This is a genomic window from Aeromonas simiae (assembly GCF_000820125.1).
In the GTDB taxonomy this organism is placed as follows: domain Bacteria; phylum Pseudomonadota; class Gammaproteobacteria; order Enterobacterales; family Aeromonadaceae; genus Aeromonas; species Aeromonas simiae.
Window position 1 is genome coordinate 27,605 of the sequence record NZ_CDBY01000043.1, and the last position, 12,899, is coordinate 40,503.

Consider the following 12,899-nt stretch of genomic DNA (forward strand, 5'->3'; position numbering starts at 1 on the left):
GCGGTCGCGCTGGGCAGGCATAATGGCGTCTCAACAAGGAGACCCCATGAAATACATCGGAGCCCACGTCAGCGCCGCGGGCGGCGTGGAGAACACCATCGACCGCGCCCTGGCCATCGGTGCCAACGCCTTCGCCCTCTTTACCAAGAATCAGCGCCAGTGGCAGGCCGCCCCCCTCACCCCTTCCTCCATCGATGGGTTCAAGAAGGCCATGGCCCGGGCCGGCTTTCTGCCCGAGCAGGTGCTGCCCCACGACAGCTACCTCATCAACTTAGGTCACCCCGAGCCCGAAGCGCTGGCCAAGTCCCGCGATGCCTTCTTAGACGAGATGCGCCGCTGCGAGCAGCTGGGGCTCTGTTATCTCAACTTCCACCCCGGCAGCCACCTTGGCAAGATCCCGGAGCGGGTCAGTCTCAAGCTGGTGAGTGAGTCCATCAACTGGACCCTGGAGCAGACGCAAGGGGTGACGGCGGTGATTGAAAACACCGCCGGGCAGGGCACCAACCTCGGGTGGTCGTTCGAGCAGTTGGCCACCATCATCGACGGGGTGGAGGATAAGTCCCGGGTCGGGGTCTGCCTCGATACCTGCCACGCCTTTGCCGCCGGCTATGATCTGCGCACCCAGGAAGGGTGCGAGCAGGTGTTCGATGAATTTGAACGCCAAGTCGGCTTTGCGTATCTGAAAGGGATGCACATCAACGGCGCCAAGAGCACCTTCGGCAGCCGGGTCGATCGCCACCACAGCCTGCGCGAGGGCAACCTCGGCGAGGCGGTGTTTCGCTATCTGATGCCCGATCCGCGCTTTGATCGCATTCCGCTGATCCTCGAGACCATCGACGAGAGCATCTGGCGCGAGGAGATCGCCTGGTTGCGCACCCTGGCTGGCTAGGGTGTGATAACAATGAACAAGGGCAGCCATGGCTGCCCTTGTTCGTTTCCATTGTCGGGTATGGCCTTACACCGTGTGGCGGGCCAGCTCGCCGAGCAGATCGCCGACCAGCTTGAGGCGCGCCTCGCGGCCGCTGCTCGGCACGTTGAAGCGCAGCCGGCTCGGCCCCTCCATCTTGTAGATGCGCGGCTGCTCGGTGAGCAGGCGCACCAGAAAGGCCGGGTCGACCGCGGTCTTCTCGGAAAAATCGAGGTGGCCGCCGCGCTCGGTCATCTCGAGGCGCTTGATGCCAAGGCGAGTGGCCATGAGGCGGAAGGCGGCGATGTCGAGCAGGGTCTTGGCCGCCTCGGGCAACAGGCCGAAGCGGTCGATCAGCTCCACCTTCAGCTCGTCGAGCTCCTCTTGCGAGGCGCTGCTGGCGATGCGCTTGTACATCGAAAGACGCATGTTCACATCCGGCAGGTAGTCATCGGGTAGCAGGGCCGGCAGGCGCAGCTCCACCTCGGTGTGATCGGCGAGCAGGGTGTCGAGGGCCGGCTCCTTGCCGCTTTTGAGCGCCTCCACCGCTTGCTCGAGCATCTCCATGTAGAGGGTGAAGCCGACCGACTGGATCTGGCCGCTCTGCTCGTCGCCGAGCAGCTCGCCGGCCCCGCGGATTTCCAGATCATGGGTGGCCAGCGCGAAGCCGGCACCGAGATCCTCGAGCGAGGCGATGGCCTCGAGCCGCTTGGCCGCATCCTTGGTCATCAGCTTGGGATGCGGGGTGAGCAGGTAGGCATAGGCCTGGTGGTGGGAGCGCCCGACCCGGCCGCGCAGTTGGTGCAGCTGGGCCAATCCTAGGTGATCGGCCCTGTCCATGATGATGGTGTTGGCGCTCGGCACGTCGATGCCGGTCTCGATGATGGTGGTGCACACCAGCAGGTTGAAGCGCTGGTGGTAGAAATCCGACATGATCCGCTCGAGCTCGCGCTCGCGCATCTGGCCGTGGGCCACGCCGATGCGCGCCTCCGGCACCAGCTCGGCGAGATCGGCTGCGCATTTCTCGATGCTCTCGACGTCGTTGTGCAGGTAGTAGATCTGGCCGCCGCGTTTGAGCTCCCGCAGCATCGCCTCGCGCACCACGGCCGGATCGTGTTGACGCACGAAGGTCTTGATGGCCAGCCGCTTGGCGGGCGGGGTGGCGATGATCGAGAGATCGCGCATTCCCGACATGGCCATGTTGAGGGTGCGCGGGATGGGGGTGGCGGTCAGGGTCAGGATGTCCACGTCGGCGCGCAGCGCCTTGATCTTCTCCTTCTGGCGTACCCCGAAGCGGTGCTCCTCATCGACGATGAGCAGCCCCAGATCCTTGAAGGTGAGATCGGAGCCGAGCAGCTTGTGGGTGCCGATGATGATGTCCACCTTGCCCTCTTTGAGGTCGGCCAGCACCGCGCTTTGCTCCTTGGCCGAGCGAAAACGGCTCAGTACCTCGACCCGCACCGGCCAGTTGGCGAAGCGATCGCGGAAGTTATCGTAGTGCTGCTGGGCCAGCAGGGTGGTGGGCACCAGCACCGCCACCTGCTTGCCGCCGTGCACCGCCACAAACGCCGCCCGCATCGCCACCTCGGTCTTGCCAAAGCCCACGTCACCGCACACCAGGCGGTCCATGCTCTTGGCCTGGCACATGTCGCCGAGCACCGCATTGATGGCATTGAGCTGATCGTCGGTCTCCTCGAACGGGAAACCGGCGGCGAACTGGCGATAGGCCTCCTTGTTGTGCCTAAAGGCAAAGCCGTCGCGGGCGGCGCGGTGGGCGTAGATGTCGAGCAGCTCGGCCGCCACGTCGCGCACCTTCTCGGCGGCCTTGCGCTTGGCGCGGCTCCAAGCCTCGCCGCCGAGCTTGTGGCTGGGCGGGTTGTCCGAGCCGGTGTAGCGGCTGATGAGGTGCAAGTTGGTGACCGGCACGAACAGCTTGTCGCCCCCGGCGTACTCCAGGGTGAGAAACTCGGTCGGCAGGCCGCCGGCGTTGAGGGTCTCAAGCCCGAGGTAGCGGCCGATGCCGTGATTGAGGTGCACCACGGGCTGGCCCTGGGTCAGCTCGCCCAGGTTGCGGATGATGGCGTCTGAACTGAGCTGCTTGGCGCGATCGCGCTGACGTGAGCGGCGCACCCGGCTGCCGAGCAGCTCGGTCTCGGTAATGAGAGCCAGGGCGCGCTCGGGCAGAATGAAGCCCCCCTCGAGCGGGCAGACCAGCACGCCGAGCGGATCGCCGGCGGCGAGGAACTCGGCCAGTGAGGCGTACTCGGCCGGGCGCAGGTCGATGCGGGCCAGCAGGTCGCGCAGCGCCTCGCGCCGCCCCTCGGTGGGCACCGCAAACAGGGTGCGGCCGCCAAAGCCAGCCAGAAACTGCTGCAAGGCGGCGAGCGGTTGCTCCTGGCTGTGATCCAGGGTCAGCTCTGGTAGCGGCTGGACCGGCAGATCGCTCTGGCCCGCATCACCGGCGGTGGGGCCCTCTTGCAGGCGCACATCGACGTACTGGCCGAGCCCGGCAAACAGCTGCTCGACCGGCAGGTAGAGCTCGCTGGGGGGCAGCAGCGGGCGACTCTGATCCCAGCGGCGATCCTCGTAGCGCTGCTGGATGTCGTTCCAAAAGCGCTGGGCGGCCGGGTAGATCTCGCCGACCGTCAGCAGCAGGGTGTCGGCCGGCAGGTAGTCAAACAGGCGTGCGGTCGCCTCGAAAAAGAGCGGCAGGTAGTACTCGATACCGGCCGGCCAGCGCCCCTTGCTCACCTCCTGATAGATGGCGCCATCGCTGCGCGAAATCTCGAAGCGCTCGCGGTAGTGGCCGCGAAAGCGCTCGATGGCGCTCTCGTCGGTGGGAAACTCCCGGGCTGGCAGCAGCTGCACCCGCTTGACCGGGTCGCTCGAGCGCTGGGTCTCCGGATCGAAGGGACGGATGGAGTCCACCTCGTCATCGAAAAAATCGATGCGATACGGGGTCTGGCTGCCCATGGGGAAGAGATCGAGCAAGGAGCCGCGGGCGGCGAACTCGCCGTGCTCGAGCACCTGCTCGACCGCCACGTAGCCGGCCTCGGCCAGCCGGGTGCGTAGCCCTTGCAGCGACAGGCGCTGGCCGGCCTCCAGCAGCAGGCTGAAGCGATCGAGGTAGCTGCGCGGGGCGCAGCGCAGCATCAGGGTCGAGACGGGCACGATCACCACGCCACGGGTCATCTGCGGCAGGTTATAGAGGGTCTCGAGCCGCTGGGAGAGGATGTCCTGGTGCGGCGAGAAGGTGTCGTAGGGTAGGGTCTCCCAGTCCGGGAACAGCAGCACGGGGCACTCGCTCCCCTCGAGCAGGAAGGTGAGCTCCTGCTCGAGGCGCAGCGCCGAGGGGGTGTCTGCGGTCACCAGCAGCAAGGGGCGCTGCTGTTCGCGGGCCAAGGTGGCGGCGGTCAGGGAGAGGGCGCTACCAACGAGGCCCCCCAGTGTTAGTTTGGCGCCGGCCTGCCGGGGCAGGGCCGGAAGGGTAAATGCGGTCATGAGTCTCGACTAAGGGTGGCGGTAACGATCGGCGGCGCGCTGCTTGAGCTGGCGGGATTGGACATGCAGGCTGGCGCGCACCAGCAGCTCCCGATCCTCTTCGCGGATGCGAGCGTATTCAAGCACGACGTGCAGGCCATGCTGGCCGGGGGTGACGGTCTTGACCCGGCCGTAGCAGTAAACGGCCGACGCCTCGTCACGCAAAAAGATCTTAAGGCGCTTGAGCTGGCCCGGTTGGGGGGACGGCCCATGCCCCTCGGGGGGAAACAGGTAGTGCAACTCGCCCGCGCCAAAGCGCACGGTGTGGAAGCGGTGCTCGACATGATCCTGGGCGGCCAGCACATAGCCCATGATGAGGTCTATCTTGCGCGACTGCTGGTTGATGATCTCGATCAGCTCCTGCAAGTGCTCACCGGCCTGGCTGCGCAGCAGGCGGCTGGTGCCGATGTCGATGGTGGAGATGGCCGAGGCAATGCGAAATGGCTCCGGCATCTCGGCCTCCAGCTCCTCGAGGGAGGGCAGATGGCCGCTCTCGACCGGGATCACGTTGACCGGCAGCGAGTGCACGACACTGAAGAACTCTTCCTGCATGGCGGCTATCCCTTGTTGTCATGGACGGTTTCCCTTTATTATCCGGTATCTTATTTTCTTGGCAACGGCAGATCCTTGAAGACCGGACTTTTTCAGCCACTTGCGCTGGCGATCGGCCTGCGATATGCGGGATCGCGACGCAGCAATCGTTTCGTCTCTTTTATCTCCCTGTTCTCGACCTTTGGCATCGCCATCGGGGTCGCCGCCCTGATGGTGGTGATCTCGGTCATGAACGGTTTCGAAGGGCAGCTCAAGGGACGTATTCTGGGTGTCATTCCCCATGTGGTGGTGACAGGGCCGGGGGATCGTCTCGTTCCGCCCGCCGACCTGGCGGCCGAGCTGGCAACTCGTCCCCATGTGCTGGCGGTGGCGCCCATGCTGGCGACCGAAGGCATGCTGCAAAGCCCGGGTCAGCTGACCGGGGTCAGTGTGCAGGGGATCGATCCGGCCCGCTGGCCGGCGGGGGATCTGCTGCACCAGCAGATGCAGGATGGGGCGCTCGATACCCTGGTTCCGGGGAGTTACCGCATCGTGTTGGGGCAGGGAATTGCCCGCACTCTCGCGGTGTCGGTCGGCGATCAGGTTCGCCTTATCCTGACGGAGGGGAGCCGCTACACCCCGCTTGGCCGGGTGCCGGCCCAGCGGATCTTCACCGTCTCCGGCATCTTCGGGGTCGGCGCCGATGTAGATAACCAGATAGCCCTGGTCAACCTCAATGACGCCAAACGCCTGCTGCGCCTGCCTGCCGATGAGGTGGGGGGGCTGCGCTTGTGGCTTGACGATGCGTTCGCGGTCGATCAGGTGGTGGCCAGCCCGCTGCCGGATGGGCTGAACTGGCAGGATTGGCGGCGCGAGCGCGGCGAGCTGTTCCAGGCGGTGGCCATGGAGAAGCGGATGATGGGGCTGATGCTGGTGCTGATCATCGCCGTGGCCACCTTCAACATTCTCTCGGCCCTGGTCATGGTGGTCTCCGACAAGGAGGGGGAGGTCGCCATCCTACGTACCATGGGCATGACCGAATCGGCGGTGGTGCGCATCTTCATGGTGCTTGGCGCCTCCAGCGGCGTCATCGGGGCCATCGTTGGCGGCCTGGCCGGACTGGTGCTCACCTTTGGCCTCAACCCCCTGCTCGATGCCATCGGTCTCAACCTCTACATGGCGGCGGGCGGCGGTGGTCTGCCGGTGATCGTCGAGCCGCTGCAAGTGGTCATCATTCTTCTCGGTGCCGTGCTGCTCAGTTTCAGTGCCACCCTCTATCCTGCCTTCCGGGCTGCCCGCGTGCGTCCGGCCCAGGCGCTGCGTTATGAATAAGGTAATCATGTCGATGAACAAGCCGCTGCTCGAATGTCAGGCCATCAGCCACGTCTATCAGGAAGGCAAGCTGGAGACCCCGGTGCTCAAGGGGGTCGATCTGTCCGTGGCCGAGGGGGAGATGCTGGCGGTGGTTGGCAGCTCGGGCTCGGGCAAGAGTACCCTGCTGCATCTGCTGGGGGCGCTGGATACCCCGACCACCGGCAGCGTGCTGTTTCGTGGCCAGAATATCCACGCCTGGAGCAGTCAGGAGCAGGCCCGTTTTCGCAACCGCGAGCTGGGCTTTGTCTACCAGTTCCACCACCTGCTCTCGGAATTCAGTGCGCTGGAAAACGCCGCCATGCCGCTGCTGATCGGCGGTGCCACGGTCAGCGAGGCGAGCGCCAAGGCGGCCGCTATGCTGGAGCGGGTGGGGCTCTCCCATCGTCTTAACCACCGCCCCTCCGAGCTCTCCGGCGGTGAGCGCCAGCGGGTGGCCATCGCCCGCGCCCTGGTCGGGCAGCCGAGCCTGGTGCTGGCCGACGAGCCGACCGGCAACCTGGATCACGGCAGCGCCACCGGCGTTTATGAGCTGCTCTGTGAGCTGAACCGCGAGTTCGGCACCGCCTTCGTGGTGGTGACCCATGATCTGGGGTTGGCGGCCAAGCTGCACCGCCGCGTGACCCTGGTGAGCGGGCAGATGGCGGAGGTAGCCTGATGTTCAAGCCGCTGCCCCTGTTTTTGGGCCTGCGTTACAGCCGCTCGCGTCAGCGTAACGGCTTTATCTCCTTCATTTCGGCCTCGTCACTCATCGGTATCGCCCTCGGGGTGATGGCCTTGATCCTCGGGCTGTCGGCCATGAACGGGTTTGAGCGCGAGCTCAAGAACCGGGTGCTCACCGTGATCCCTCAAGGGGAGCTGGACGCGGTCGAAGCGCCCATGCCCCACTGGCCCCAGCTGCGCGACTATCTGCTGGCCCAGCCCGGGATCACGGCGGTGAGCCCGGTGATCCGCATCAACGGCCTGCTCGAAAGCGGCAACCACCTCAAGGGGGTGCAGCTGCGCGCCATTTTGCCCGCGTTTGAAGATCAGATCTCCGAGGCGGACAAGTACATGACCGGCAAGGGGTTTGATGAACTCAAGGCCGGTGAGAATGGGGTGATCCTCGGCAAGGCGATCGCCGACAAGCTGGGGATCAAGGTGGGGGACTCGGTCAGCCTGCTGATGCCGGATGGCAACGGTGCCGACGGCATCAAGCAGCCGCGGCGCCAACTGCTAACCGTGGTGGGGATGCTCGAAATCGGGGGGCAGCTCGATGGTCTGCTCGGCTTCATGCACCTGCAAGATGCCCAGGCCATGACCGGCATGGGGGAGGCGGTCAGTGGTTTTAGCCTCAAGGTGGACGATGTGTTCAAGGCCCAGTCGATCACGGTCGAGGCGGCCCGTAAGTTCCCGCACCACGTCTATATCCGCAGCTGGATGAACACCCAGGGCTATCTCTATCAGGACATCCAGATGGTGCGCACCGTCATGGTGGTGGTGATGCTGATGGTGGTGGCGGTGGCTTGTTTCAACATCGTCTCGACCCTGGTGATGGCGGTCAACGAGAAGCGCGGCGAAATTGCCATTCTCAAGACCATGGGGGCGAGTGCGGCGCAGATCCGCCAGACTTTCGTCATTCAGGGGATGGTCAATGGGGTGCTCGGTGCGCTGCTCGGGGCCCTGCTGGGGGGCGTGCTCTCGGCCTACCTCACCCCCATCATGGCGGGGGTGGAGCAGCTCATCGGCCATCGTTTCCTCAACCCGGAGATCTACTTCATCGACTTCCTGCCGACCGAGCTGCACCTGCTCGATCTGGGGCTGGTGACCGGGGCGGCCATCCTGATGAGCTTTGTCGCCACCCTCTATCCGGCGTGGCGGGCCAGCGGTCTCATCCCGGCGCGGGAGCTGGGGCGCTAACTTGTCATCACCGATAAAAAAGAGGGAGGCCAGCTGGCCTCCCTCTTTTTTATCCGAACCGCGGCCCTAGTGGGCGTTGAGCTCATCGAGCGGTAGCGAGAAGCTCGGCACGAAGGTGTCGATGAAGTAGCGCATGGCCGGGTTCATGCGCTGCTCGAGCATCTCTTCGAGGCGTTTGCGGGCCGGTTCAAACTCACGGTTGCCGGCCGCCAGCTCCTCCAGACACTTGGTGTAGGCGCACAGGGTGTCGGCGTCCTTCACCAGCCGCGCCAGTTCGGGATCGGCGCAGCCTGAGTCGATCAAGGGGCGGTAGGCGGCCTTGAGGGGCTCGGGCAGCATGGCCAGCAACCGCTGCTCGGCGGCCAGCTCGATCTTCTTATATTCGCGGGCAATCTCGGGGTTGTAGTACTTGACCGGGGTGGGCAGATCGCCGGTTAGCACCTCGCTGGCATCGTGAAAGAGCGCCATGGTAGCGGCTTTCTCGGCGTCCAGCTGGCCACCAAACAGGGCATTCTCTATGGTGCCGAGGGCGTGGGCCACCATGGCCACCTGCAGGCTGTGCTCGGCGATATTTTCAGCCTGAATGTTGCGCATCAGCGGCCAGCGGTAGATGAGTTTCATGCGGGCCAGGTTAGCGAAGAAGTGGTTGGGAAGCATGATGAGTTCCTACAAGAGGTGATGGCACAAAAGTACACGGGTGTGACCGACGGGAAAAGCAAAAGGGCGGGAAAGCCCGCCCTGTTTTGCTACACCCTTTAGCGAATGTACTGCCCGGTTTCGGCTTCGTGCAAGGTGACAACGGTCTGCCCGACGGGGGCGAGGCTGGCCACGGCCAGCTTGAGGTGCTGGATACCGAAGGGGATGCCGATGAGGGTGATAAAGCAGGCCAGCGCCGAGGCGATGTGGCCGATGGCGAGCCAGACCCCGATCAGCAGGAACCAGATGATGTTGCCGATCACGCCCAGTGTTCCGGTGCCGATGTCGTCACGGCCGGTGATGAAGCGGCGGCTCACCGTGGTCTTGCCGAACGGGAAGAAGGTGAAGGTGCCTATCATGAAGCAGGCGCGTCCCCAGGGGATGCCAATCAGGGAGATGAAGCAGAGCAGCCCTGCCAGCCACCAGGCCAGTCCCATCAGGACGCCGCCGAGCAGGAACCACAGCAGGTTAAACAGAAAACGCAGCACACCCATGGATCACTCCTTTCCAATTTGAGGCGACACCATAACCAGCCTGCGAATGGCTGGCAATCAAAACCGGCGCTGCGGCGACATTCCTTGGCACAAAAACGACATGACCGGAGGCGGGGCTCCGGTCATGTGCGGGTGGGGCGACCCATTTACTTCTTGTCGTCAGAGAAGGTGATGTTGAGTTCCAGCACCGAGAGCTCGGCGCTCTTCTTGTCGAGCTGCACCGACACCTGATCCGGATCGATCTCCACATATTTGCGGATCACATCGAGAATGTCCTGCTTGAGTTGGGGCAGGTAGTCCGGCCCCCCCCGTGAGGTACGCTCATGAGCAACGATGATCTGCAGACGCTCCTTGGCCAGCTGTGCGGTGCTCTGTTTCTTGTTGGAACGGAAATAATCCAATAATGACATGCTTAACTCCCGAACAATCGGCTAAAGAAGCCTTTCTTTTCTTCTTCAATAAAACGTAGATCCTTGCTGTCACCCAGCAGACGCGAAACCGCATCGTCATAGGCCAGCCCGGCATCGGAATCCTTGTCGAGGATCACCGGCTCACCGGAGTTGGAGGCGCGCAGTACCGCCTGGGATTCCGGGATCACCCCGAGCAGGGGGATAGCCAGGATCTCCTGCACATCCTGCACGCTCAGCATATCGCCACGATTGACGCGGGAAGGGCAGTAGCGGGTCAGCAGCAGGTGCTCCTTGATCGGCTCTTCACCGCGCTCGGCCCGACGCGACTTGGCCGCCAGAATGCCGAGGATGCGGTCGGAGTCGCGCACCGAGGAGACTTCAGGGTTGGTGGTGACGATGGCCTCGTCGGCGAAGTAGAGGGCCATCAGCGCCCCGGCTTCAATACCGGCGGGGGAGTCGCAGACGATGTAGTCAAATCCCATCTCGCCGAGCTGATCGAGGATCTGCTCCACCCCTTCACGGGTGAGGGCATCTTTATCGCGGGTCTGGGAGGCCGGCAGGATGAAGAGGTTGTCGACCCGCTTGTCTTTGATCAGTGCCTGGTTGAGGTTCGCCTCGCCATTGATGACGTTGACGAAGTCATACACGACACGGCGCTCGCAGCCCATGATCAGGTCAAGATTACGTAGTCCGATATCGAAATCGATGACGACGGTTTTGTGACCACGCTGGGCCAGCCCGGTACTCAGCGCCGCACTGGTAGTGGTCTTGCCGACACCGCCTTTGCCTGACGTTACGACTATGATTCGCGCCATTCTCGCTTCCTTGTAACTCTATTTGATGCTGTCTATACGAAGTTGTTCGTTGTCGAACCGGACGTGGGCCGGTTTCTGGATCAGGCCTGCCGGCAAGGTATCGCTCAGCTGGAAGGTGCCGGCGATGGAGAGCAGCTCCGCTGCCAGTTGCTGGCAATAGATCCGTGCCTGAGTGTTGCCACGCGCGCCTGCAATGGCTCGGCCGCGCAGGGCGCCATACACATGGATACTGTCGTCGGCAATCACTTCGGCGCCCGGGCTCACCGAGCCCAGCACCACCAGTGATGCGCCGGCGGCATAAATTTGCTGGCCGGAGCGAACCGGCCCGACATGTACGCGGGTGGGCGTCAGAGGAGGCGGTTCCACCTTGGCCGGCTTGACCGTCTTGCTGTTATCGCTACCGCGTGAACGTCCCGCATTCATGACGGCAATACCGGCGGCCTTGGCCGCCGTTTTCATCGCCTCACTGCGGGCTCCCGTAATCCCCACAAGAATGAAAGATTCCGCTTCCACCAATTGTTTGATCGCACTGAAATCAGGAATGTTTTCCAATTTCTCCACGTTCATGACGATGGGGGCGCAATGGAAGAAGTGGGGGGCCTGGGCCACCTTGCTTTCCAGCAGAGCGCGGATTTTCCCCGGATGGGCATCGGTCACATGGAGCACCGACAGGGTAAAGGTGGCACCTTTTATTTCATTATCGCGTTCAGCCATGAAACATCCCCGAACCAGCAAGGCAATTCATTATTGTTATTGAGATTCCGATGTTATAGTTTGCCCCCACAAGAGGCAATCAACCGCACGGATTATACCAAGTTACATGTTGTGTGCAGTCTATAAAAGCCGCAAAAAAGCCGATACATATCTCTTTATTGAACGACGCGACGATTTCTCGCGTGTTCCGGAGATATTACTGACAACATTTGGCCCGCCCCAGCTGGTGATGGTGACCAAACTCAACCCTGTCAAACCCCTTGGTATGTCTGATATCGGTAAGGTGATGAACGCATTGCGGGAACAGGGTTACTACCTGCAATTGCCGCCGCCGGTCGAGAGCCTGCTGGAAGAGCACAAAGCCTTCGTTCGCACTCACTCCTGAGTCCTTGGTGTCGACAGTTTCGCTTGCCAGAAGGGCGGTGACCCTGTATACAGTGCGCCTTTTATGGCGAGTGGGTGAACATGATGCAAGGTGCCTTTTGGCAGGAAAAATCCCTGTCCGAGCTCAGTGAGCAGGAGTGGGAATCTCTCTGTGATGGTTGTGGCAAGTGCTGCCTCAATAAGCTCATCGATGAGGAGACCGACGAGTTGGTCTTTACCAACGTCGCTTGCAACCTGCTCAACACCAAGAGTTGCCAATGTTCCGACTACGCTAACCGTTTCAATCGCGAGCCGGACTGCCTGCAAATCACCCCTGACAAGATAGAAGAGTACCACTGGCTGCCTTCTACCTGTGCCTATCGGCTGTTGGCGGAAGGTAACCCGCTCCCCGAGTGGCATCCGCTGCTGACCGGCAGTACCTCTGCTATGCACAAGGCCGGCCAGTCGGTGCGGGGCAAGGTGGTGCATGAAGCCTTCGCCGGCGAGTGGGAAGATCACATCATTTTCTGGGCCAGTTGAGCTGGCGGACATAAAAAAACGGAGCCTTGGGCTCCGTTTTTTTATTGGGGCGGGCTTACTGGCAGCAGCGTCCCTTGACCAGATTACCGACGGCGACGATGACGCACACCAGCAGATAGGCGGCAAAGATGGCCACCAGCCACTGGGGCATGGAGAAGCCTAAGAACTGCCAGGTGATCTCGGAGCAATCACCATCCGGCATGAAGAGCCAGGGGATCCACTGATCGAGCGGCAGCCAGCTCGGGAAATCGGCATAAGGGCTGCAGACATTGAACGGGGAGGGATTGAGCTGATAATCCACGTGGCGCAGGGCCAGTTGCAACCCGGTAAAGGCGCTGTAACCCCACAGCAGGATGGCGCTCCAGCGAACCCATGGCCGCTTGGGATCTGTCATGCCGAGCAGCCCGGCCGCCAAGACACCCAGGGTGGCGATCCGCTCATAGATACACATGACACAGGGATGCAGCCCCAGCCCATGTTGAAAGAAGAGGGCACACACATCAAGAAACAGGGCCGAGCCGGCCAATAGCACCCAAGGCAAGCGCTGAGCCGCCAGAGCGCGAAGATATTCCACCATAGCAATCGCCTGAAACCAAAAAAAAGCCAATGGGCATTAGAG

14 protein-coding genes are annotated in these 12,899 nt (G+C 62.7%); 6 read left to right on the plus strand and 8 right to left on the minus strand.

Features of this window, described 5'->3' with window-relative positions:
* Window positions 1-46 precede the first annotated feature (46 nt).
* Entirely contained in the window at window positions 47-889 is an 843-nt protein-coding gene (gene nfo / locus BN1134_RS07395; protein WP_042046291.1) for a deoxyribonuclease IV, read from the plus strand.
* A gap of 66 nt (window positions 890-955) precedes the next feature.
* Here the strand turns inward: nfo and mfd are convergent, their stop codons facing one another.
* Both mfd and BN1134_RS07405 read right to left on the minus strand, forming a co-directional pair.
* The gene (gene mfd / locus BN1134_RS07400; protein WP_042046292.1) at window positions 956-4,408 is read right to left on the minus strand and encodes a transcription-repair coupling factor; all 3,453 of its coding nucleotides are present in this window, start codon (window positions 4,406-4,408) and stop codon (window positions 956-958) included.
* A 9-nt stretch (window positions 4,409-4,417) separates the two neighbouring features.
* Window positions 4,418-4,999, minus strand: coding sequence for a PilZ domain-containing protein (locus BN1134_RS07405; protein ID WP_042046293.1), 582 nt, complete (start codon window positions 4,997-4,999; stop codon window positions 4,418-4,420).
* Window positions 5,000-5,074: 75 nt separating this feature from the next.
* Between BN1134_RS07405 and BN1134_RS07410 the strand changes: the two genes are divergently transcribed.
* The 3 genes from BN1134_RS07410 to lolE are packed head-to-tail and all read left to right on the plus strand — an operon-like array spanning window position 5,075 to window position 8,248.
* Complete coding sequence (locus tag BN1134_RS07410; protein WP_042046295.1) at window positions 5,075-6,310, plus strand: lipoprotein-releasing ABC transporter permease subunit; 1,236 nt, start codon at window positions 5,075-5,077, stop codon at window positions 6,308-6,310.
* On the plus strand, window positions 6,303-7,007 hold the full coding sequence (lolD, locus tag BN1134_RS07415; protein WP_042046296.1) for a lipoprotein-releasing ABC transporter ATP-binding protein LolD: 705 nt from the start codon (window positions 6,303-6,305) through the stop codon (window positions 7,005-7,007). Before BN1134_RS07410 ends, lolD begins: the two co-directional genes overlap by 8 nt.
* Window positions 7,007-8,248, plus strand: coding sequence for a lipoprotein-releasing ABC transporter permease subunit LolE (lolE, locus tag BN1134_RS07420; protein ID WP_042046297.1), 1,242 nt, complete (start codon window positions 7,007-7,009; stop codon window positions 8,246-8,248). The genes lolD and lolE overlap by 1 nt, the downstream gene beginning before the upstream one ends.
* Before the next feature lie 66 nt (window positions 8,249-8,314).
* Here lolE and yfbR read toward each other — a convergent pair whose 3' ends face one another.
* From yfbR to minC, 5 genes are all read right to left on the minus strand, one after another.
* Complete coding sequence (yfbR, locus tag BN1134_RS07425) at window positions 8,315-8,905, minus strand: 5'-deoxynucleotidase (RefSeq protein WP_042046298.1); 591 nt, start codon at window positions 8,903-8,905, stop codon at window positions 8,315-8,317.
* Between the two features lie 98 nt (window positions 8,906-9,003).
* A complete protein-coding gene (locus tag BN1134_RS07430) occupies window positions 9,004-9,438 on the minus strand; it encodes a YccF domain-containing protein (RefSeq protein ID WP_042046300.1) in 435 nt (144 codons plus the stop codon).
* Between the two features lie 146 nt (window positions 9,439-9,584).
* Entirely contained in the window at window positions 9,585-9,848 is a 264-nt protein-coding gene (gene minE / locus BN1134_RS07435; protein ID WP_042046301.1) for a cell division topological specificity factor MinE, read from the minus strand.
* Window positions 9,849-9,850: 2 nt separating this feature from the next.
* Window positions 9,851-10,663 carry a septum site-determining protein MinD gene (gene minD / locus BN1134_RS07440; protein WP_042046302.1) on the minus strand — a complete coding sequence of 271 codons (813 nt, stop codon included), beginning with the start codon at window positions 10,661-10,663 and terminating at the stop codon, window positions 9,851-9,853.
* Between the two features lie 18 nt (window positions 10,664-10,681).
* The gene (minC, locus tag BN1134_RS07445; RefSeq protein ID WP_042046303.1) at window positions 10,682-11,377 is read right to left on the minus strand and encodes a septum site-determining protein MinC; all 696 of its coding nucleotides are present in this window, start codon (window positions 11,375-11,377) and stop codon (window positions 10,682-10,684) included.
* A 106-nt stretch (window positions 11,378-11,483) separates the two neighbouring features.
* Between minC and BN1134_RS07450 the strand changes: the two genes are divergently transcribed.
* Complete coding sequence (locus tag BN1134_RS07450; protein ID WP_042046304.1) at window positions 11,484-11,762, plus strand: YcgL domain-containing protein; 279 nt, start codon at window positions 11,484-11,486, stop codon at window positions 11,760-11,762.
* Between the two features lie 83 nt (window positions 11,763-11,845).
* On the plus strand, window positions 11,846-12,280 hold the full coding sequence (locus tag BN1134_RS07455; protein WP_042046345.1) for a YcgN family cysteine cluster protein: 435 nt from the start codon (window positions 11,846-11,848) through the stop codon (window positions 12,278-12,280).
* 55 nt (window positions 12,281-12,335) lie between these two features.
* Here BN1134_RS07455 and dsbB read toward each other — a convergent pair whose 3' ends face one another.
* Complete coding sequence (dsbB, locus tag BN1134_RS07460; RefSeq protein WP_042046306.1) at window positions 12,336-12,857, minus strand: disulfide bond formation protein DsbB; 522 nt, start codon at window positions 12,855-12,857, stop codon at window positions 12,336-12,338.
* Between the last annotated feature and the right edge of the window lie 42 nt (window positions 12,858-12,899).